Source organism: Streptomyces sp. NPDC055243 (assembly GCF_044544025.1).
Classification (GTDB): Bacteria; Actinomycetota; Actinomycetes; order Streptomycetales; family Streptomycetaceae; genus Streptomyces.
Genome location: NZ_JBITWR010000018.1, coordinates 1 through 21,025, shown reverse-complemented (window position 1 = coordinate 21,025; position 21,025 = coordinate 1). Strand labels below are relative to the sequence as shown.

The 21,025-nt window shown below is 72.4% G+C and carries 18 protein-coding genes, 1 rRNA gene and 1 pseudogene; 7 read left to right on the top strand and 13 right to left on the bottom strand.

Annotation, left to right across the window (positions count from 1 at the left end; genetic code table 11):
• The first annotated feature begins 18 nt into the window (after positions 1–18).
• A complete protein-coding gene (locus tag ACIGXX_RS36490; RefSeq protein WP_361469871.1) occupies positions 19–1,662 on the top strand; it encodes a PucR family transcriptional regulator in 1,644 nt (547 codons plus the stop codon).
• A 17-nt stretch (positions 1,663–1,679) separates the two neighbouring features.
• On the opposite strand, the gene ACIGXX_RS36485 is transcribed toward ACIGXX_RS36490, so the two are convergent.
• The 3 genes from ACIGXX_RS36485 to recN all read right to left on the bottom strand — a co-directional run bounded on the left by ACIGXX_RS36485 (position 1,680) and on the right by recN (position 5,726).
• A complete protein-coding gene (locus ACIGXX_RS36485) occupies positions 1,680–2,825 on the bottom strand; it encodes a glycosyltransferase family 4 protein (RefSeq protein WP_366464702.1) in 1,146 nt (381 codons plus the stop codon).
• A 328-nt stretch (positions 2,826–3,153) separates the two neighbouring features.
• On the bottom strand, positions 3,154–3,963 hold the full coding sequence (locus tag ACIGXX_RS36480) for a hypothetical protein (RefSeq protein WP_361469867.1): 810 nt from the start codon (positions 3,961–3,963) through the stop codon (positions 3,154–3,156).
• Between the two features lie 35 nt (positions 3,964–3,998).
• The gene (gene recN, locus ACIGXX_RS36475) at positions 3,999–5,726 is read right to left on the bottom strand and encodes a DNA repair protein RecN (protein WP_361469962.1); all 1,728 of its coding nucleotides are present in this window, start codon (positions 5,724–5,726) and stop codon (positions 3,999–4,001) included.
• Between the two features lie 208 nt (positions 5,727–5,934).
• On the opposite strand from recN, the gene ACIGXX_RS36470 reads away from it, so the two are divergent.
• Complete coding sequence (locus ACIGXX_RS36470; protein ID WP_399982336.1) at positions 5,935–7,284, top strand: FtsX-like permease family protein; 1,350 nt, start codon at positions 5,935–5,937, stop codon at positions 7,282–7,284.
• Between the two features lie 138 nt (positions 7,285–7,422).
• Here ACIGXX_RS36470 and ACIGXX_RS36465 read toward each other — a convergent pair whose 3' ends face one another.
• The 3 genes from ACIGXX_RS36465 to ACIGXX_RS36455 are packed head-to-tail and all read right to left on the bottom strand — an operon-like array spanning position 7,423 to position 9,492.
• A complete protein-coding gene (locus tag ACIGXX_RS36465; protein ID WP_351171187.1) occupies positions 7,423–8,328 on the bottom strand; it encodes an NAD kinase in 906 nt (301 codons plus the stop codon).
• An 11-nt stretch (positions 8,329–8,339) separates the two neighbouring features.
• Positions 8,340–9,155, bottom strand: coding sequence for a TlyA family RNA methyltransferase (locus ACIGXX_RS36460; protein WP_351171184.1), 816 nt, complete (start codon positions 9,153–9,155; stop codon positions 8,340–8,342).
• A gap of 7 nt (positions 9,156–9,162) precedes the next feature.
• Positions 9,163–9,492, bottom strand: a complete 330-nt coding sequence (locus ACIGXX_RS36455; protein WP_351171181.1) for a hypothetical protein — start codon at positions 9,490–9,492, stop codon at positions 9,163–9,165.
• A gap of 42 nt (positions 9,493–9,534) precedes the next feature.
• On the opposite strand from ACIGXX_RS36455, the gene ACIGXX_RS36450 reads away from it, so the two are divergent.
• Positions 9,535–9,882: an alkyl sulfatase C-terminal domain-containing protein gene (locus tag ACIGXX_RS36450; RefSeq protein WP_361469860.1), complete on the top strand. Its 348-nt coding sequence runs from the start codon at positions 9,535–9,537 to the stop codon at positions 9,880–9,882.
• On the opposite strand, the gene ACIGXX_RS36445 is transcribed toward ACIGXX_RS36450, so the two are convergent.
• The 3 genes from ACIGXX_RS36445 to ACIGXX_RS36435 are packed head-to-tail and all read right to left on the bottom strand — an operon-like array spanning position 9,866 to position 12,836.
• On the bottom strand, positions 9,866–10,771 hold the full coding sequence (locus tag ACIGXX_RS36445; protein ID WP_351171175.1) for an ABC transporter ATP-binding protein: 906 nt from the start codon (positions 10,769–10,771) through the stop codon (positions 9,866–9,868). The genes ACIGXX_RS36450 and ACIGXX_RS36445 overlap by 17 nt on opposite strands.
• Positions 10,768–11,796, bottom strand: coding sequence for an iron chelate uptake ABC transporter family permease subunit (locus ACIGXX_RS36440; RefSeq protein WP_351171172.1), 1,029 nt, complete (start codon positions 11,794–11,796; stop codon positions 10,768–10,770). The genes ACIGXX_RS36445 and ACIGXX_RS36440 overlap by 4 nt, the downstream gene beginning before the upstream one ends.
• On the bottom strand, positions 11,793–12,836 hold the full coding sequence (locus ACIGXX_RS36435; RefSeq protein ID WP_351171169.1) for an iron chelate uptake ABC transporter family permease subunit: 1,044 nt from the start codon (positions 12,834–12,836) through the stop codon (positions 11,793–11,795). Before ACIGXX_RS36435 ends, ACIGXX_RS36440 begins: the two co-directional genes overlap by 4 nt.
• A gap of 53 nt (positions 12,837–12,889) precedes the next feature.
• On the opposite strand from ACIGXX_RS36435, the gene ACIGXX_RS36430 reads away from it, so the two are divergent.
• The 3 genes from ACIGXX_RS36430 to ACIGXX_RS36420 are packed head-to-tail and all read left to right on the top strand — an operon-like array spanning position 12,890 to position 15,794.
• Positions 12,890–13,930, top strand: coding sequence for an ABC transporter substrate-binding protein (locus ACIGXX_RS36430; protein WP_399982327.1), 1,041 nt, complete (start codon positions 12,890–12,892; stop codon positions 13,928–13,930).
• Complete coding sequence (locus ACIGXX_RS36425; protein WP_399982324.1) at positions 13,930–14,961, top strand: ABC transporter substrate-binding protein; 1,032 nt, start codon at positions 13,930–13,932, stop codon at positions 14,959–14,961. Before ACIGXX_RS36430 ends, ACIGXX_RS36425 begins: the two co-directional genes overlap by 1 nt.
• Entirely contained in the window at positions 14,961–15,794 is an 834-nt protein-coding gene (locus ACIGXX_RS36420; RefSeq protein WP_361469853.1) for a siderophore-interacting protein, read from the top strand. The genes ACIGXX_RS36425 and ACIGXX_RS36420 overlap by 1 nt, the downstream gene beginning before the upstream one ends.
• Positions 15,795–15,924: 130 nt before the next feature.
• Here the strand turns inward: ACIGXX_RS36420 and ACIGXX_RS36415 are convergent, their stop codons facing one another.
• The gene (locus ACIGXX_RS36415) at positions 15,925–16,953 is read right to left on the bottom strand and encodes an HAD hydrolase-like protein (RefSeq protein WP_399982320.1); all 1,029 of its coding nucleotides are present in this window, start codon (positions 16,951–16,953) and stop codon (positions 15,925–15,927) included.
• Between the two features lie 72 nt (positions 16,954–17,025).
• Here ACIGXX_RS36415 and ACIGXX_RS36410 point away from each other — a divergent pair, with 72 nt between their 5' ends.
• Positions 17,026–18,303: a DUF1015 domain-containing protein gene (locus tag ACIGXX_RS36410; protein ID WP_399982317.1), complete on the top strand. Its 1,278-nt coding sequence runs from the start codon at positions 17,026–17,028 to the stop codon at positions 18,301–18,303.
• A gap of 79 nt (positions 18,304–18,382) precedes the next feature.
• Here ACIGXX_RS36410 and ACIGXX_RS36405 read toward each other — a convergent pair whose 3' ends face one another.
• From ACIGXX_RS36405 to rrf, 3 genes and pseudogenes are all read right to left on the bottom strand, one after another.
• The gene (locus tag ACIGXX_RS36405) at positions 18,383–19,219 is read right to left on the bottom strand and encodes a hypothetical protein (RefSeq protein ID WP_361469960.1); all 837 of its coding nucleotides are present in this window, start codon (positions 19,217–19,219) and stop codon (positions 18,383–18,385) included.
• Positions 19,220–19,261: 42 nt separating this feature from the next.
• A pseudogene (locus ACIGXX_RS36400) lies at positions 19,262–20,347 on the bottom strand (hypothetical protein); the annotation flags it as partial.
• Positions 20,348–20,697: 350 nt separating this feature from the next.
• Positions 20,698–20,814, bottom strand: a 5S ribosomal RNA gene (gene rrf, locus ACIGXX_RS36395).
• Positions 20,815–21,025 lie beyond the last annotated feature (211 nt).

Sequence of the window (21,025 nt, the reverse complement as noted above, 5' to 3'; positions counted from 1 at the left end):
GCAGGTACCGTCCGCCCCATGGAAAGTCAGGGCACGCAGGGCACTCAGGGCGGCATCACCGTGCAACGTGCCCTGGAACTTCCGGGTCTGCGCGGCGGGCTCCCCGAAGTCGTCGCGGGCGCGGAGCGGCTGCAGCGCACGGTGCGGTGGGTGCACGCGGGCGAGGTGCCGAACATCGCCTCGCTCCTCAAGGGCGGCGAACTGCTCCTGACCACGGGCCTCGGACTGGGCGCACGCCCCGCCGAGCAGCGCGTCTTCGTGCGCAAGCTCGCCGAGCGCGGCATCGCGGCGCTCGTCGTCGAGCTGGGCCCGCGCTTCACGCGGCTGCCCGCGGCGATCGTGGAGACGGCGCGCGCGGCGGGCCTTCCGCTGGTGCAGCTGCACCGCGAGGTGCCCTTCGTGACGGTCACGGAGGAGGTCCACACCGAGATCGTCAACGGCCACTACGCCCTGCTCCAGCGGGCCGAGGAGGTCCACAGGCGCTGCACGGAGGCGCTGCTCGGCGGGGGCGGCGTGCCCCAGGTCCTCAATGTGCTCGCGGACTTCAGCGGCAACCCGGTGTTCCTGGAGACGCCGGACGGACAGCTCCTGTACGCCGCCGGGGCGGGCACCGAGTGCGCCGATCCCCTCCAGGTGTGGGAGGGACTGCGGGGCCGGACCGTCGACCGGGACGGGCCGCCCGCGGGCGCGCTGCTCGTGGACGTGCCGGGCGGCGGGCCCGGGTCGGGCTCGGTGCGCGCCCGGCTCGTACTGCTCGCCGTGGAGTCCGTGCTGCTTCCGGTGCACCGGATCGCGGCGGAGCGGGCCGCGGGGTCGCTCGCGGTGGTCCTGATGCAGGCCCGGCAGGAGGAGGAGCTCGCCGCGCGCGGCCGGGGCGACTTCCTGACCGACCTGGCGGAGGGGCGGATCAAGGCCGACGACGCGCCCGCCCAGGCGCGGGTGCTCGGCTTCAAGCCCGGCGAGAGTCCGCTGCTTCCGGTCGTGATGCGCCTTGCGGACGGACTGCCGCCCGGGGGTGGCTGGGCCGTGCTCGCGCGGGCGGTGGCGGAGGAGCTGGCGGCGGTGGGCGTGCCGGTGCTGCTCGGCGTGCGCCCGGTGGAGGGGCGCGTCCCCCTGCTGCTCGGGCTCCGTACGGAATCCGAACGCACCGCGGTGGCCGACCGGGTCGCCGCCGCGCTGCGGGCGGGCGTGGAGCGGGCGGGGATGCAGCGGGCCGGGGCGCTGCCGCCGGTCGTGGTGGTCGGGGTCGCGGGCGGCTGGGCCGCGGCATCGGCGGGCCTCAGACACGCGGCGGAGACGGCGACGGCCGCGCAGGGCCTGCCGGACCGCCCCTGGCACGACGCGCGGCGCCTGGACATCGACCTGCTGCTGTGGCGCCTGCACCACTACGACGACTCGGCGCTCGCGGCGTTCGTGGACCGTGCGATCGGCCCGCTGCGGACCCACGACCTGCGCTCGAAGCCACCGCTGCTGCCCACCCTGCAGACGTACCTGGCCCATGCGGGACGCAAGGCGGAGACGGCGCGCGAGCTGCACCTGAACCGGCAGACGCTCTACAACCGCCTCGCCAGGATCAGTGAACTCCTCGGCACGGACCTGGACGACCCGCAGACGGTCCTCGCGCTGAGCCTGGCGCTGCGCGCGCGAAGGCACGTGGCGTAGGGCCGCGCACCTCGGCGCTACATGGCGAACGGCTGCGTCAACTCGTCGTAGACGCTCAGGACTTGGGTGACCGTCTCGTCCTCGGTCGGCCAGGTCGCCGCCTGGGCCGTGCCCTTGTCCTTGAGCCGCTCCCTGAGGGCGGGGTCGGCGAGGAGGCGTGCGACGGCGGTGGCCAGGGCCTCGGCGTCGCCGTACGGGACGAGCGCCGCCGCGTCGCCGACCAGTTCGGGGATGCCGCCGACCGCGGTCGCGACGAGCGGCACGCGCGCGTGCAGGGCCTCCTGGGCGAGCACGGAGCGCGACTCCCAACTGCTGGGCAGCACCACGAGATCGGCCGCCCCGAGCATCTCGGGCACGTCGTCGCGCCGCCCGATGAGCTGAACCGGCAGGCCTTCGCTCTCGATACGACGCTGCAGGGCGCCACGCTCGGGCCCTTCACCGGCGATGACGAGGAGCGGCAGGGGGTCGAGGTGCCGCCAAGCGCGCGCCGCTTCGAGAAGGACGTCGTAGCCACGCTGCCGTTCGAGCGTGCCGACCGTGACGATCAACGGCCGTCCGACGGCTCCGAGTTCGGCCAGGGCCTTGTGCCGCAGCCCGTCGGCCTCGTCGGCCCCTTCGGACGCACTGGCCGCCGTGCGGGGCGCGGGGAGTGTGACGGGGGCGAGGCGGGCGTCCCGCGCGCCCCTGCTGCGGGCGCGGTCGACGAGGTCGGACGAGGTACCGAGGACCACGGCGGCGGCCTTGGCGACGCGCCGCTCCAGGAGCTGCAGGAGGTGGCCGCGCGCGCCTTCCGCGTGCGCGCGGGTGTGCCAGGTGACGACGAGGGGGGTGCGGCGGCCGGTGAGCGCGAGGGCGGCGCGGAGCGCGGCGTGCAGTCCGTGCGCGTGCACGAGGTCGGCGTCGGCGCAGGCCAGGCGGAGGGAGGCGACGGACGCGGGGTCGCTGCTGCGGGGCACGTGCACGTGCCGGGCGCCGGTGCCCGTCAGGTCGTAGGCGCCGGCCGCCTCGGAGGGGGCGCACACCGTGACCCGCACGCCGCGCGCCGCGAGGCCCGCGGCGAGCGACCTGACGTGGGCACTACTGCCCGCGCTGCCACCGCCCAGGACTTGCACGGTGTGCAGGGAGGTCTGACCGTGCGGTGAGTGGCTGCTCACGTGGCTCACGTAGCCGGGGCTCCTGGGTCGGCGTCGGGGGGCTGCGCCAAGGATGCCAGTCCGTACGGACGTTCCGGCACCGCCGAAAGGTCTCTTCCGTGTCGGGGCGGGCAACTCCCTGACCCGGATCACCCACAAGGGTGAGGACAACGGGGTTTCAACACCGCGGACGACCTGCGGTCCCCGCATCTTTGCAGCGTGTCTATGCCGCTGGGAAGCCTTTCCGAGCCTCGGCGTGGCCGACGTCGAGATGTGGCTGCGGGGTGGGGCACCGGGGGGCCGCTGCGGGGTATGTCGCCGGGAGGCCGCGAGGTACCTCGCCGTCGCCGGGAGACCGCTACACAGCGAGGCGGCGGGGAGCCTGGGCCGGCCGGCCCAGGCTTCGCGCGGCCCCGCTGATTCGCTCGCCGTAGGCTGCCGCCGCCAGCAGGCCCGCCGCGTGGACGGCGAGGCCCGCGCGGCCGTTGCCCGTGGCGATGGCGGTGCCGAGCGCCGCGCCCAGGGCGTGCGCTCCCGCGTCGCCGATCATGGCGCGCTCCCCGATGTCCTCCGGGAGCACGGCCGCCGCCGCACCCACGGAGGCTGCGGAGAGGACACCCGCGGCGCCCTTGCGCAGCAGTCCCGGCGCCCCCAGCGCCACCACCGCTCCGGCGGCCCTTCCCGGGCGTACGTCCACGAGGTTGACGAAGTGGGCGGTGCCCGCGATCACGACACCCGCAAGGAGCTTGTCCACCGGCCGCTCCTTGAGCAGCGCACCGGCGGCGAGACCCGCAGCGGAGATGCCGAACAACTTCACCGCCCCGCTGGTCACTTCGCCGTCCCGCAGCGCGCCGAGGTGCGCACGGAAGCCCCGGCGCGGGTCGCCCTCCCCCGCCACGTCGTCGTACGCCCCGCACGCCCCCGCCGCGAGCACGGCGAGCGCGGCGGCGGCGCGGGGCCGGGCGGGCAGCGCCACGGCTCCCGCCGCCACACCGAGGGCGGCGGCGGGCCCGGCGTACAACTCCACCGTCCGCCCCGCGTAGTTCCTCCGCTGCCAGCGGCCCGGTCCGCCGGGAGCGCGTGAACGCAACCCGGTGGTGGCCGCGCGGGTGGCGGCGGCCGCGGCGAGCAGGGCGGTGAGGCGGCGGGGAGGCCTGCGGTCGATCATGCGGCCCAGCCCAGGACCGGGAGCACGACCGGCCCCTACCCGTCCCCCCGAGCCGTCGCCAGCAACTCCTCCGCATGGGCCCGCGCGGTCTCCGAGTCCTCCTGGCCCGCCAGCATCCGCGACAACTCCCGCACCCGGTCCTCCCCTTCGAGCACCAGGACCCCGGAGCGGGTGACGGACCCGTCGTTGGTCTTCTCGACCAGCAGCTGCCGGTCGGCGAACGCCGCCACCTGCGGAAGGTGCGTCACGACCACGACCTGCGCGGACTTGGCCAGCCTTGCGAGCCTGCGGCCGATCTCGACCGCCGCCTTGCCGCCGACGCCCGCGTCGACCTCGTCGAAGAGGTACGTCGGGACGGGGTCCGTGCCCGCGAAGACGACCTCGACGGCGAGCATCACGCGCGACAGCTCACCGCCGGACGCGCCCTTGGCGATCGGCCGCGGCGGGGCCCCCGGATGCGGTGCGAGGAGGAGTTCCACCTCGTCGACACCCGCCGGGCCGTACGCGACGAGGCGTCCGTCGACCGGCACGCCGTCCGCGCCCTCCGGCACCTCCGTGGCGGTGATGTCGATCGTCACGCGCGCGTGCGGCATCGCAAGCGAGGCCAGCTCCTCGGTGACGGCCGCCGCGAACCGCGACGCCGCCTCCTGCCGCGCGTCGGTCAACGCCTGCGCGAGTCCGGCCAATTCGCTCCGGAGCGCGTCCCGCTCCGCGGTCAGCTCTTCCAGGCGGTCGTCGTCGCCCTCGAGTTCGGTGAGCCGCGCGGCCCCCTCCTCGGCCCAGGCGAGCACGGTGTCGATGTCGGAGCCGTACTTCCGGGTCAGCTGGGTGAGCGCGGCCCGCCGCTCCTCCACCGCCGCCAGGCGCAGCGGATCGGCGTCCAGGTCATCGGCGTACCCGGCGAGCTCCCCCGCCACATCGCCCAGCAGGATCCCGATCTCGCCGATCCGCTCGGCCAGCGTGGCCAGGGCGGGGTCGTGCGAACGCACCGCTTCAAGAGCCCGGTGGGCGCCCGCGACCAGCGTCGTGGCGTCGACCCCCTCCGGGTCCTCGGGGTTACCCGCGAGGGCGGCGTGCGCGGACGTGGCGGCGGAGGCGAGCGCCTCCGCGTGGCCGAGGCGCTCGGCCTCGGCGGCCAGTTCGGTGTCCTCGCCCGCGAGCGGCTCCACTCCGGCGATCTCCTCGAGGCCGAAACGCAGCAGATCGGCCTCCTGGGCCCGCTCACGCGCCCGCGTGGTGATCTCGTCGACCTCGGTCGTCACGGCCCGCAGCCTGCGGTACGCCGCCGTGTACTTGGCCAGCGGCACGGTGACCGCGTCGCCCGCGTAACGGTCGAGCGCGCCCCGCTGCCTGGCCGGCTTGAGCAGCCCCTGCTGGTCCGTCTGACCGTGCACCGCGACGAGGTCGTCGGCGAGTTCGGCCAGCAGACCCACCGGCACCGACCGACCGCCCAGGTGCGCCCGGGATCTCCCCTCCGCCGAGACCGTACGACTGATCAGCAACGCCCCGTCGTCGAGTTCGGCCCCCGCCTCCTCGGCGCGCACGGCGGCCGAGGCGCCCGCGGGCACAGTGATCCGCCCCTCCACCACCGCCGCCTTGGCGCCGATCCGCACCAAAGCGGGATCCGCGCGTCCGCCGAGCAGCAGGCCAAGGCTGGTGACCACCATCGTCTTGCCCGCACCGGTCTCGCCGGTCACGGCGGTGAACCCCGGCGACAGCTCGACCACTGCGTCGTCGATGACTCCGAGCGACCGTATCCGCATCTCCTCCAACACGGACACGACCTTACGAGGTCATGGGCCAGGTGTGCGACGGGCCCTGGCCTCCCGCCGCCCTTCGTCCGCGAAGACGCAGGTGGCAAAGGCGGACCGAACGGACTCTGTCACCCGCAGGGGGGTGGGGATTTCCCCACCATGATCTTCCTGCCGGCCTCCTGGTGCGCGGGTGCCCCGGCACCTCAGTCTGATCGGTATGGGAACGGGACTGGCACAGGCGGCACTGCGGGCGCATCGCCCGGCGTTCGTAGGCACGGCGGTGGCCGCGCTCTTCGCTGCGACGGTGGTGAGCGCCTCGACGATGATGCTCGCCGCGACGGGCACCGACGGGCTCTCCGCGCGGGCCCGCAGGCAGATCAGCGAGAACGGCGTGGGCGACATGGCCGTCGTCCTGTTGATCGGTTCCATCTACATGTCGATATTCGTGGTCGCGTCGACGATGGGCACGGCCGTCACGCAGCAGCACCGCGAGCTGGCCCTGGTCCGTTCCATCGGCGCCAAGCCCCGCCAGATCCGCCGCGCGGTGGCCGTCCAGGCCCTCGTCGCGTCGATCCCGGCGGCCCTGGCGGGCTTCGTCGTCGGCGGCTTCGCGGCGCGGTGGTGGCACGCGGGCATGGTCGCGCACGGACTGCTGCCCGCCGAGGCGGACTTCCGGTTCGCCTGGCTCGCCCTGCCGGTGTGCCTGGGCGTGGCCGTGGTGACGACGACGCTCGCCGCGGTCCTCTCCTCGCTGCGGTTCTCGCTGCTGCGCCCGGCCCGCGCCCTGAGCGAGGCGGCGACCGGACGGCGGGGCCTTGGCATGCTCCGGGCGCCGCTCGGTCTGATCGCCGTCGCGGGGGCGGTCGCGGTCGCGGTGCTGCTGTCGAATCAGCCTGCGGCCGAGGCGAGCGAGGGTGCGTTCCTCGTCCTGATCCTCTTCTGCGTCGGCGCGGGGCTGCTCGGCCCGCGGATCATCGGGCCCGCGGCCTGGCTGGTCTCCGCGCTGGTGGGCCGGCTGGGCAGCAGCGCGCGCCTGGCCATGCTCAACGTCCGCTCGCAGCCCCGCCGCTTCTCCGCCGCGGTCGTGCCGCTCGTCCTGGTCGTGGGCTTCGGCCTGACCAAGATCGGCATGCACACCACGGCACAGCACCACACGGGTTCGGCGGGCAGCACGGGCGAGGTCTGGCTCGACTACGTGGGGACGGGGCTGTACGCGGGCTTCGCCGCCATCGCCGCGGCGAACACCCTCGCCATGATCTCCTTCGAGCGCCGCCGCGACGTCGCCCTGCTGCGGGTGGTGGGCAGCCAGTGCGCCCAGGTGCGGGTGATGGCGGCCTGGGAGGCCGTGGTCGTGGCGGGGACCGCGCTGCTGCTCGGCACCGCGATCGCGCTCGGCACACTGGCCCCGATCCTCAGCACGGCCTTCGGCTCGTCGCTCCCCCACCTGCCGTGGGGCGTGCCCGCGGGGATCGCGGCGGGCACGTTGCTGCTCACGCTGCTGGCGACGGGGCTTCCGGTACTCGCGGTCATGCGGAAGCGGGCCATCTCCGTGGTCTGCGCCACGTAGAGGCGCGCGAGCAGCCGCCGAGGGGGCTGCGCCCCATCAGGGGCGCGGGGAACTGCGCGACCAGCCACGAGCTGCCCGCAGTGTCCCGCCCCCGCAGCCCACACGAACCACCCATCGGACCGCCCATCCAGCGGAGCGCTAGTGCGGCGCCCCGCGCCACCCCGAGACCGGCAGGGCGAACTTGGCCACGAGCCGGTCGGTGAACGAAGCGTGGTGCAGCCGCGCGAGCCGCACCGGCACCCCGCCCCTGCGCACCTCCACCCGCGCCCCCGGCGGCAGCTCCACGGTCCGCCGCCCGTCGCACCACAGCACCCCGTGCGGCGTGTGCTGCTGGACCTCGACGGCGAGCACCGAGTCCGGCGAGGTCACCAGGGGCTTGGCGAACAGGGCGTGGGCGCTGATCGGCACCATCAGGAGCGCCTCCACCTCCGGCCACACCACGGGCCCGCCCGCGGAGAAGGCGTACGCGGTGGAGCCGGTCGGAGTGGCGCAGACGATGCCGTCGCAGCCGAAGCCGGTGACCGGACGGCCGTCGATCTCCAGGACGACCTCCAGCATCCGCTCGGCCGACATCTTCTGCACGGCGGCTTCGTTGAGCGCCCAGTCACGGTGCACGACGTCGCCGTTGCTGTGCACGACGACGTCGATGGTCATCCGCTCCTCGACCTCGTAGGCCTTGGTGACCACCCGGTCGACGACCTTGTCCAGGTCGTCGCGCTCGGCCTCGGCGAGGAAGCCGACGCGGCCCAGGTTCACGCCGAGCATCGGCACCCCGGAGGCGCGGGCGAACTCGGCGCCGCGCAGCAGCGTTCCGTCGCCGCCGAGCACGACGAGCAGTTCACAGCCGTCGAGGCACTGCGGGGTGGCCTCCTTCACCGTGCCGACCTCGGGCGGCAGCGGCAGATCGGCCGCCTCCGCCTCAAGGACCCGTACGCCGATGCCGCTGCGCAGCAGCCCCTGGACGACGAGTTCGGCACTGCGGATGGCCGCGGGCCGTCCGGTGTGCGCGAGCAGGAAAACGGTACGAGCTCGGGTCTGGGTCACTCGGTCCTGAGTCAACGGGGCCCCTCCGCCACGGCACGGTCAACGTCCGCCGGGTCGAGTTCGGGCGCCCCGGCACGCAGCCACAGAAAGTACTCGACATTTCCGGAAGGCCCGGGCAGCGGGCTCGCAGTCACGCCACGCACACCGAGCCCGAGCCCCCATGCCTGGCGCGCCACACCGCGTACGGCGTCGGCCCGCAGTTCCGTGCTGCGCACGACACCGCCGGTGCCCAGGCGTTCCTTGCCGACCTCGAACTGCGGCTTGACCATCAGGACCAGGTCCGCGTCCGGCGCGGCGCACCGCACGAGGGCGGGAAGCACCAGGCCGAGCGGGATGAACGAGAGGTCGCCGACGACCAGGTCGACGGGGGTGCCGTCGATGGTCTCCAGCGTCAACTCCCGTACGTTCGTGCGGTCCTTGACGGTGACCCGGTCGTCGCTCTGCAGCGACCAGGCGAGCTGCCCGTACCCGACGTCCACGGCGACGACGCCCGAGGCACCGGCGCGCAGCAGCACATCGGTGAAGCCGCCGGTGGAGGCGCCCGCGTCGAGCGCGCGTCGCCCCTCGACGACCAGGCCCTGCGGCACGAACGCGGCGAACGCGCCCGCCAGCTTGTGGCCGCCGCGCGAGACGTAGTCGGGATCGCTGTCGTCGGTCGCGACCACGATGGCTGCGGCGGTCTCCACCTGCGTCGCGGGCTTCGTCGCGGTGTTCTTGTCGACGGTCACCCGGCCTGCGGCGATCAGCTGGCTCGCGTGCTCGCGCGAGCGCGCCAGCTTGCGGCGGACCAGTTCGGCGTCGAGGCGGCGGCGTGCCACTCCTGCCACGTTCTGTTCAGCTCCTGTTGTACGGGGGTGAGTGCTGGGACGAAGCCGCGGGCGTCCCCATGGGCGAGGGCGCCGGCGGCCCGGGGCGTGCGTCGAGCGCGGTCAGCGCGTCCCGCAGTCCCCGGTGTACATCCTCGTACACCTCGATGTGGCCGTCCGTGGCGAGGTGGTCGGCGTCGCCGAGCCGCCGCAGCAGGCCGTCGACCTCCGCGTCACCGGTCGGGACACGCTCCACTCCCAGGGGCGCGGGCCCCACGGGGTCGTACGTCTCCGCCTCGGCCTCGGGGGCCAGGGGCTCCACCGGCTCAGGCTCGGGGCCCGGCATCGAGTCGTTCATGCCACGACGCTACCTCGAAGCGCTGCGGTACCGTCGATCACGATGGCGACGATCGAAGAGTGCCGTACGGCGCTCGACAAACTCAGCGACAACCTGGCGGGCGCCGAAGACGGCGTGCGCGGCGCTGCCGCGCTCGACCGCTCGTTGAGCTGCCGCATCACGGATCTCGACGTGACCTTCACGGGCCGCCTCCAGAACGGCCGGATCACGGTGCTCGACACGCATCCCGGCGCTCCTCGGGAGAAGGCCGAGATCCGCCTCGCCATGTCCGGCGACGACCTGGTGGCACTGGTGGACGGCGAGCTGAACTTCGCGAAGGCCTGGGCCTCCGGCCGGGTCAAGCTGGAGGCGGGCCTGCGCGACATGCTCCGCCTCAGGTCGCTGCTCTAGCCCCCGCGTCGGCCACCGTCCCGGCCGCGGGCTTCTTGCGGCCACGGCGCGCCGCGGGCACCACCAGCGGTGTCCCCGACTCCGGGTCCTCGATGATCTGGCAGTCCATCCCGAAGGTGTCCCGCACCAGCTCCGTCGTGACGACGTCGGACGGCGCGCCCTCGGCCACGACCGCGCCGTCGCGCAGGGCGATGAGGTGGGTGGCGTACCGGGCCGCGTGGTTGAGGTCGTGCAGGACGGCGACCAGCGTGCGGCCCTGCTCCTCGTGGAGGTCGGCGCACAGGTCGAGCACGTCGATCTGGTGCTGGATGTCGAGGTACGTCGTCGGCTCGTCCAGGAGCAGCAGCGGGGTCTGCTGGGCGAGCGCCATCGCGATCCAGACGCGCTGGCGCTGTCCGCCGGAGAGTTCGTCGACATAGCGATCGGCCAGTTCGGCGACGCCGGTCGACGCCATCGACTCGCCCACGATCCGCTCGTCCTCCGCCGACCACTGCCGAAGCAGCCCCTGGTGGGGGTAGCGGCCGCGGGCCACCAGGTCGCCCACCGTGATCCCGTCGGGCGCGATCGAGGACTGCGGGAGCAGGCCGAGCGTCCGTGCCACCTTCTTCGCGGGCATCGACTGGATGACGCTGCCGTCCAGCAGGACACGGCCGGCCGAGGGCTTGAGCATCCGGGACAGGGCGCGCAGCAGGGTGGACTTGCCGCAGGCGTTCGGTCCGACGATCACCGTGAAGGAGTTGTCGGGTATCTCGACGGACAACTTCTCGGCGATGACGCGCTGGTCGTAGCCAAGGGTCACGTCGTCCGCGATGAGCCGGTTCACTGCGGCACGCTCCTGCCTGTCGGTGCTCTGAGAGGTGTTCGTGTTCGTGGCCGTGCGCGTCTTCATATGCGCCCCGCCTTGCGCTCGATGACCAGGAGCCACAGCAGATAGATGCCGCCGAGCACGCCGGTGACCACGCCGACGGGCAGCTGGTCGGCGCCGAAGGCCCGCTGCGAGGCCCAGTCCGCGACGATCAGCAGGGTGGCGCCCATGAACATCGCGGGCATCAGGTTGGGCCCAGGCGAGCGGGTGAGCCGCCTGGCCAGCTGCGGCGCGGTGAGCGCGACGAAGCTGACGGGGCCCGCCGCGGCGGTGGCGGCCGCGGTGAGCAGCACCGCCGAGGCCATCAGGACGATGCGGGTGCGCTCGACGGGCACGCCGAGCGCGTAGCCGACGTCGTCGCCCATCTCCAGCATCCGCAGCGGACGGGCGTAGGCCATGACGAGCGGCACGAGGATCGCGCACAGGATGAGCAGCGGCCAGACCTGCTCCCAGTCCCGGCCGTTGAGCGAGCCGGTCATCCAGACGACGGCGCGCGCGGCGTCGACGAGGTCCGCCTTGGTGAGCAGATAGCCGTTGATCGCGGTGACGAAGGCGGAGACGCCGATGCCGACCAGGACGAACCGGAAGCCGTGCACCCCCCGCTTCCAGGCGAGCACGTAGATCGCGAAGCCGGTCACCAGACCGCCCACGAGGGCGCCGCCCGCGACCTGCGCCGCGCTGCCCTGGAAGAGGACGATCATGATGAGCGCCCCGGCGGTGGACCCCTGCCCGAGGCCGAGGATGTCCGGACTGCCCAGCGGGTTGCGCGAGATGGACTGGAAGATCGCGCCGCCGAGCCCGAGCGCGGCGCCCACCAGGAGGCCGACGATGACCCGCGGAAGCCGCAGGTCGTTGATGATGAACTCCTGCCCGGCGTCTCCGTTGCCGAGCAGGGTGCGGATGACGTCGGCCGTGGGGATGTAGAAGTCGCCGGTGCCGATCAGGACGACGCTCGCAGCGAGCGCGGCCACGATGAGCACGGCGACGACCACGGCCGTGCGGACGTCGAGGCGGAAGCTGAGCCCGCCCCGGGTGCGTATCGCCTTCACAGCTGAGCCAGCCTCCGCCGTCGTACGAGAAAGATGAAGACCGGTGCGCCGATCAACGCGGTGATGATGCCGACCTGCAGTTCCGCGGGCCGCGCGACGACGCGTCCGATGACGTCGGCGCCGAGCAGCAGCACCGGCGAGAGGATCGCCGCGTACGGCAGGATCCAGCGCATGTCGGGTCCGGTGAAGGAGCGCACGACGTGCGGCACCATCAGGCCGACGAACATGATGGGCCCGCAGGCCGCGGTCGCGGCCCCGCAGAGCAGGGTCGCTGCGGCCATGGACAGGGCGCGGGTGCGGTTGAGATGGGCGCCGAGCGCGCGGGCGGTGTCGTCGCCCATGGCCATGGCGTTGAGCGGCCGTGCGAGGCCGAGGGCGAGCACGATGCCGATCACCAGGAAGGGCAGGACCTGAAGGATGGTCTCGGTCTTGGCCGAGGCCAGGGAGCCGACCGTCCAGAAGCGCATCTTGTTGAGCGCGGCGTTGTCCGTGATCATCACGGCCTGGAGATAGCCGTAGAGCGCGGCGCTCATCGCGGTTCCGGCGAGCGCGAGGCGCACCGGGGTCGCGTTGCGCGTGCCGCCGAGGACGTAGACGGCGGCGCCGACGACCGCCGCTCCGGCGAAGGCGAACCACACGTAGCCGCTCAGCGAGGTGACGCCGAAGAAGCTGATGGCGGTGACGACGGCGGCCGAGGCGCCGAGGTTGATGCCGAGCAGTCCCGGGTCGGCCAGCGGGTTGCGCGTCAGCGCCTGCAGGACGGCGCCGGCCAGGCCCAGGGCCACACCGACGAGCACGCCGAGCAGCGTCCGCGAGAGCCGCTCTCCGACGACGACATCGCCGTACGTCCCGGTGTCCTGGAAGAGACCGTGCCAGACCTGGTCGAGGGACATCTGTTTGGCACCGACCGCGATGCTCGCCACGACGACGAGCAGCAGCACACAGACCGAGACGAGGAGCCCGGCGCTGCGTATCGCACGGCGGTTGGGTGGCGCGGGGGCGGTCTCCGCGCTGGCTTCGGGGGGACTGTCGACCAACACCAGGTTAGGTTAGCCTACCCTCGCACTTGACTTCGACGAGAGAAGCACCACCGATGCGTGCCCGCCGCCCGATACCTCCCGCCCTGACCCGTCGTGGTCTGCTCGGTGCGGGCGGCGCCCTCGGTGTCGGCGGACTCCTGTCAGCATGCGGCGGAGGCGGCGACGGCGCGAAATCGTCAGGCGGAGGCTCGGCCTGGAGCTTCGAGGACGACCGCGGAACCACCGCGAAGGCCGCGAACCGCCCGCGCCGCATCGTCGCCTACATCGGCGCCGCCGCCGCGCTGCACGACCTCGGCGTCGAGTGCACCGGCGTCTTCGGCCCGACGAAGCTGAAGAACGGCGAACCCGACGTACAGGCCGCCGACCTCGATGTCGACAAGGTGACCGTCATCGGCAACACCTGGGGCGAGTTCAGCATCGAGAAGTACGCGAAGCTCCGCCCCGAGCTCCTCGTCAGCACGATGAACGCGTCACCGACGCTCTGGTACGTCCCCGAGGAATCCGCCAAGAAGATCACCTCGCTCGCACCCACCGTCGGCATCCTCACCGGCAGGACCTCCCTGACCCAGGCGATCGGCCGCTTCGCCGAACTCGCCGCATCCCTCGGCGCCGACCTCGCGGCGGAGAAGGTCACCGCCGCGAAGAAGCGCTTCGAGGCGGCCAACGAGACCCTGCGCAGGTCCGCGAAGGCGGCGAAGGCCCGAGGCGGCCTCAAGGTCATGGCGGTCTCTGCGCAGGCCGACCTGCTCTACGTGGGCGATCCGGCCGACTTCACCGACCTGCGCCACTACGCCGACCTGGGCGTCGAGTTCGTCACCCCGGCGAAGACGGCCAAGGGCGGCTTCTTCCAGGAGCTGGGCTGGGAGAACGCCGACAGGTACGCGGCGGATCTGATCCTCGTCGACGGACGGACGGGCAACCTCCAGCCCGCCGAGCTCAAGAAGTCCAAGCCCACCTGGGCGAAACTCCCCGCGGTCGGGGCCGGCCAGGTCATCTCCTGGCACAACGAGGCCCAGTTCAGTCACGCCGGCTACGCGCCGCTCATCGAGCGGCTCGCGGCAGCCGTCGACAAGTCGAAGAAGGCGGCAGCCTGATGTCCACCACCCACCGCCCCCTCGCCTCCAGAGGCATGTCCCGCCGCGGCCTGCTCGCCTCCGGCGGCGCCCTCGGCATCGGCGCCCTGCTCAGCGCCTGCGGGAGCGACGAGAAGTCCGGGAAGAAGAGCGCGGGCTCCAAGCCCTGGAGCTTCAAGGACGACCGCGGCAGGACCGCCAAGGTCGACCACACCCCGAAGAACATCGTCGCCTACGTCAGCACGGCGGCCGCCCTGCACGACTACGACATCGAGTGCACCGGCGTCTTCGGCCCCTCCAAGCCGGTGGACGGCAAGCCCAACCCGCAGGCGGGCGACCTCGATGTCGACAAACTGACCAGCCTGGGCCAGTCCTTCAACCAGTTCAACATCGAGAAGTACGCGGGCCTGGACCCCGACCTCCTGATCAGCAACATGTTCCCGCCGCCCGCCCTCTGGTTCGTCCCCGAGGACAGCACCAAGAAGATCGAGGCTCTCGCGCCCACCGTCGGCATCAAGGGCGCCCGGACCTCGCTCCTGGACCCGCTGAGGCGCTACACCGAGCTCGCCGAAGCCCTCGGCGCGGACCTGGAGACGGCGAAGGTGAAGGCCGCCAAGGCCCGCTTCGACAAGGCCGAGCGCCGGCTGCGCAAGGCGGCGAAGGCCAACCCCGGCCTGAAGGTCCTCGCGATGACCGGCGACGCCGACCAGTTCTACGTCGCCGTGCCGGACTCCTACTGCGACCTGAACTACTTCAAGGACCTCGGCGTCGAGTTCGTCGAGGGCAAGAAGGTCGACGAGTGGGGCTTCTGGGAGTTCCTCAGCTGGGAGAACGCCGACAAGTACCACGCCGACCTGATCATGATCGACAACCGTGAGTCCGCGCTGACCCCCGGGCAGCTCGCGGAGAAACCCACCTGGGAGCTGCTCCCCGCCGTCAAGGCCGATCAGACCGTGCCCTGGTCGATGGAGGAGCGCTACAGCTACGCCGGCTACGCACCCGTGCTCGAACGACTCGCCACCGCCATCGAGAAGTCGAAGAGGCTCACCTGATGACCGCATCCCCGTACCACTTCTTCGATGTCCACGTACTGCGCACCGAGTACGTCACCCCGTCCATGATCCGCGTGGCCCTCGGCGGCGCCGACCTGGCGCGGATGGCCTCGGCGGGCCGCGACCAGCGCATCAAGGTCTTCCTGCCGCACCCGGGCCAGGACGCCCCGGTGATGCCGGACACCACCGGCGGGGACGCGGCCGACTGGTACGCCGACTGGTGCGCCCTCGATCCCGACGTCCGGGGCATCATGCGCACCTACACCACGCGTGAACTGCGCCGCGATCCGGACGAGTTGATCGTCGACTTCGCGGTCCACGGCGCGACGCCCTCACCCTCCGACGGCCCGGCCACCAGCTGGGCGCGGTCCGCGGGGCCCGGCGCCCGCATCGGCGTGCTCGCCCCGATCGAGGACGAGAACGGCGCGTACGACTTCAGGCCGCCGCAGGACACCGACTGGGTCCTCCTGACCGCCGACGAGTCGGCGCTCCCGGCGGTGGCGGCCATCCTCGAAACGCTCCCGCCGGCCACGCCGACCCGCGTCTGGATCGAGGTGCACGACCTCGCGGACCAGCAGGAGCTGCCCACGAAGGCCGACGCCGAGATCACCTGGCTCACGCAGGAGGGCTCGACGACGTCGGCGATCCGCGCCGCGGAGCTGCCTTCGGGCACCCCGTACGCATGGGTCACGGGCGAGTCCGCCACGGTCAAGGCGGTCCGCCGCCACTTGGTGAGCGACCGCGCCTTCGACCGCAAGCGGATCTCGTTCTCCGGCTACTGGCGCAAGGGCACCACCACGGACGAGCTGATCGACCGCAACGAAACGGCCTGACCTGGCCCCTGCGCCGCCGGAGCCCCGACCACATGCCGGTCGGGGCTTCGCCGTGCGGCGGGCAAGCGTGGGGCGGGCAAGCGTGGGGCGGGCGGGCAGGCAAGCGTGCGGGCGGGCAGGCCCGGGAGAGCTACACCCCCAGGCGCGACAACGCCTTCTCCCCGTCCAGCGCGCACGCCCCGTCCCCCGCCTCCGTCCACGCCGCCGCGCACAGCGCCCGCAGCCCGTCCATCGCGTCGCCCTCGCCGTCGAGCACCAACTCCTGCCCCCGCGCCGACGCCGTCCACCCGCCGCAGCCGAAGCCGCCCTCCACCGGGGTCACTTCGGGCTGACCGGTGAGCATGCCGCGCAGGTCCGCGTCCACGTACGTGGGGCGGTGCTCGGGCGGGGCCGCGAGCAGCTGGGCGCCGTCCGTGACCCCGGTCAGGACGAGCAGCGAGTCCACCTCGCCGTTGAACGCGCCCTCGATGTCCGTGTCGAGCCGGTCCCCCACGACCAGCGGCCGCTCGGCGCCCGTCCGCAGGATCGTCTCGCGGTGCATCGGCGGCAGCGGCTTGCCCGCCACCTGCGGCTCCGCGCCCGTCGCGATGCGTACGACCTCGACCGCGGCGCCATTGCCGGGCGCGATGCCCCGCGCACCGGGAATCGTCAGGTCCGTGTTGGACGCGAACCACGGCACCCCGCGCGCGATCGCGTAGCAGGCCTCGGCGAACCGCCCCCACGCCATGTCCGGACCGCCGTACCCCTGCACGACCGCCACCGGACCGTCGTCCGCCGACTCCACCGGCTCGAGCCCACGCTCCCGCAGCGCGACCCGCAGCCCCTCGCCGCCGACCACCAACACCCGCGCGCCCGTGGGCACTTGCTCGCTCACCAGGCGTGCCGCCGCCTGCGCGGACGTGATGACGTCCGCGGCGCCGGTCCGGATGCCGAGCTCCGTCAGATGTTCGGCCACCGCGTCCGGCGTACGCAGCGCGTTGTTCGTCACGTACGCGAGATGCATGCCGCCCGCGCGGGCCGTCCCCAGCGACTCGACGGCGTGCGCGATCGCGTGACCGCCCGCGTACACCACCCCGTCCAGGTCGAGCAGCGCCGTGTCATAGGCCTCGCTCAGCACATTTCGGCTGCCTTCGGGCCGTGTCCTGACGGTCTGGCTCATTACACATCGCTCCTCTGTCGATCTCACTCCCCCGATCATCGCTCATGCCACGGACACACATACGATGCAGCAATGAACACAGCGGGTCACACCGACGACCAAGGCCTCGACCTGATCCCGTTCCGAGGCGTGCGCTACGTCCCCGAGCAGGTCGGCAGCCTTGCCGCCGTGACGTCGCCGCCGTACGACGTGGTCGTACGGCCCGACGGCCTGCTGCACCTGGAGTCCGCCGACCCGCACAACATCGTCCGGCTGATCCTCCCCCAGGCCATAACCCCGGCGGCCCGCAACGAACAGGCGGCCGAGACCCTGCACGCCTGGCTCTCCCGGGGCATCCTCGCGCCCGACCCGGAGCCCAGCCTCTACGTCTACGAGCAGCGCGACGCCGGAATCCTCCAGCGCGGCATCATCGGCGCACTGCGCCTGTCGGAGGCGGCGGACGGCATCGTCCTGCCCCACGAGGGCGTCATGTCCCACGTCGTGGAGGACCGCGCGGGCCTGATGCGCGCGACGAGCGCCAACCTCGAGCCGCTGCTCCTGACCTACCGCTCGAACGGCGACGCCACGGGCGCGACGGCCGTCGTCGAGCGCACCGTGGTGACCGAGCCCCTCCTGTCGACGACCACGGAGGACGGCTTCCACCACCGCCTGTGGGCGGTCACGGACCCCGCCGACATCGCCGAGATCCAGTCAGATCTCTCGCACCACCAGGCCCTGATCGCGGACGGGCACCACCGCTGGGCGACCAGCCTCCGGCTGCGCTCCGAACACACGACGGCCGGCCCCTGGGACTACGGCCTTGTCCTCCTGGTGGACACCGTCCGCTACCCCCTCCGGGTCCGCTCCATCCACCGCTACCTGCACCGCCTCCCGGTCTCCGACGCACTCGCGGCCATCAAGGAATCCTTCCGCGTACGCGCCGTCGACGGCCCCTTGCCGAACGCCCTCGAAGCCCTGGGCGAGGCCGCGGCCGAGAGCAACGCCTTCCTCCTCGCGGGTGACGGCGGCTTCCACCTCATCGACCGCCCGTCCCCGGACCTCCTCGCCCGTACGATTCCGGCCGACCCTCCGGAGGCCTGGCGCACCCTGGACGCGACGGTCCTGCACGCCACGCTCCTGGACCACATCTGGCAGATCCCGGACGCCCCGGAGCACATCGCGTACATCCACGACACCGCAGCGACCGTGGAGAAGGCGGAACGCGACGGCGGTACGGCCGTCCTGATGCACCCGGTCCGCGAAGAGGTCGTACGCGACCTGGCCCGTCAGGGGGTCACGATGCCCCGCAAGTCCACGTCCTTCGGCCCGAAGCCGGCATCGGGCCTGGTCCTGCGCAGCCTCGACTTCTGAACCTCGCGCAGAGCGCACATACGACAACGGGCGGGACCCCTGGTGGGGTCCCGCCCGTTGTCTGCGACTAGGTCAACGCTCAGACCTTGCGGTCTTCGTCGTCTTCTTCATCGTCTTCTTCGTCGTCGTCCAGGTCACTCTCGTCCTCGTCCTCGTCCTCGTCGTGCTCCTCCTGGACGGGGGTGGCAGGCGTGACGTCGCCGACCACGGGCTCCGCGACCGGCGCCACCTCGTCGTCGTCCATCACGTCGACGAACTCGACGCCGTCCAGCTCGGCGAGACGGTCCGACGCGTCGGTGCTGCCGTCCTTGTCGGACTCGATGACCTTCGCGAACCACTCGCGCGACTCGTCCTCACGCCCGGCGGCGAGCAGCGCGTCGGCGTACGCGTACCGCAGTCGCGCGGTCCAGGGCTGGACGGAGTTCGACCCGAGCTCGGGACCCTGCAGGGTGACGATGGCGGCATCGATCTGCCCCAGGTCACGCCGCGCACCGGCGGCGACGAGACGCATCTCGACCTGCCCCGGCTTGTCCAGCTTCTGCACCTCGGGCGCACCGGCCATGTCCAGCGCCTTCTCGGGCCGGCCAAGACCGCGCTCGCAGTCCGCCATGACGGGCCAGAGCTCGACGCTGCCGGTCATCCGACGGGCGGCACGGAACTCGGACAGCGCCTCGCTGTACTTCTGGGTGGCGTACGCGGCGAAGCCGGCGGCCTCCCGTACGGCGGCGACGCGCGAGGCGAGCCGCAGCGCGATCCGCGCGTAGGCGTACGCCTGCTCGGGGTCGTCGTCGATGAGGTTGGCGACCATCACCAGGTTCCTGGCGACGTCCTCAGCGAGCCCCTTGGGAAGGCTCTGCAGCTCCTGCTGTACGTCCTTGTCGATCTCGTGACCCGTGACGTCGTCCGGGATCGGCAGCCGCTTGATGGGCTCGCGCTCACGGTCGTCACGTCCGCGGTACCCACCGCGGTCGCCGTCACGCCGGTCGTCGCGCCCACGGAACCCGCCACCGCCACGGCTGTCGTCACGCCGCGGTCCACGGTCGTCACGCCCACGGAAGCCACCACGGTCACCACCGCGATCGCCGCCACCACCACGGTTGTCATCACGACGGAACGCGGGACGGTCGCCCCCGCGGTCGCTGCCACGGTCATCACGCCGGAAGCCACCACGGTCACCACCGCGGTCGTCACGCCGGTCGTCACGGCGGAACGGGGGACGGTCGCCGCCACCACGGTTGTCGTCACGCTGGAAAGCAGGCCGGTCGCCACCACGGGGTCGGTCGTCGCGCCGATCGTCACGGCGGTCGTCGCGCCCACGGAAGCCACCCCGGTCACCACCGCGATCGCCGCCACCACCACGGTTGTCGTCGCGACGGAAACCACCGCGGTCTCCACCGCCACGGTTGTCGTCGCGCTTGAAGCCCGGACGGTCGCCGTCACGACGGAACGCGGGACGGTCGCCGCCACCACGGTTGTCGTCACGACGGAAGCCGCCACGGTCACCACCGCGGTCGTCACGACGGTCATCCCGCCGGTCGTCACGACGGAAGGGCGGACGGTCGCCGCCGCCACGGTCGTCACGACGCGGAGCGCCGGAGGTCGAGCGGTCATCACGACGGAACGGAAGACGGTCACCGCCGCCGCCACGGTCGTCACGGCGCGGAGCACCAGAAGTCGAGCGGTCATCACGACGGAACGGAGGACGATCGCCGCCACCACGGTCGTCACGCCCGCGGTAGCCGCCACGGTCGCCACCGCCGCCACGGTTGTCGTCACGACGGAACGCGGGACGGTCACCGCCACCACGGTCGTCACGACGCGGAGCGCCGGAGGTCGAGCGGTCGTCACGACGGAACGGAGGACGATCGCCGCCGCCGCGGTTGTCATCGCGGCGGAAACCGCCACGGTCACCGCCACCACCACGGTTGTCGTCACGGCGGAAGCCACCGCGGTCACCGCCACCACCACGGTTGTCGTCACGACGGAAACCGCCACGGTCACCGCCACCACCACGGTTGTCATCGCGACGGAAGCCACCGCGGTCACCACTGCCACCACGGTTGTCGTCACGACGAGGGGCGCCCCGGTCACGGTCGTCACGGCGGGGGCCACCGGAGGTGGGACGGTCGTCGCGGCGGAACGGAGGACGCCCACCGCCACTGCGGTCGTTGTCGCGACGCGGTGCGCCGCCACGGTTTCCGCCCCGGTCGCCACCGTCCCGGCCGCGCTGCTCGCGCTCCGGTCGCTCGTCGGGAGAGTTGGTGGACATCGGTGACTCCTAGTCTTCGGTACCGCAGTCATTCTTGCGCAGCCGGGTAGCCGGCGCGCTTCGACAAAACAAAAAGGACCCCTGGTCCCAGCGTGGACGCTGGGACCAGGGGTCCTCCAAAGATTGTTCGGCGGCGTCCTACTCTCCCACAGGGTCCCCCCTGCAGTACCATCGGCGCTATGAGGCTTAGCTTCCGGGTTCGGAATGTAACCGGGCGTTTCCCTCATGCTATGACCACCGAAACCCTATGAAATATCCCGCCGCAAAGCGGGATCTCAAACAGGGCAGCGAACAAGCACACTCTTCAATTAAGTGGTGTAGCTGTTCAGCCGACACAACTGTTCGTTGTTTCAGAACTAACACAGTGGACGCGAGCAACTGAGGACAAGCCCTCGGCCTATTAGTACCAGTCACCTCCACCCGTTGCCGGGCTTCCAGATCTGGCCTATCAAC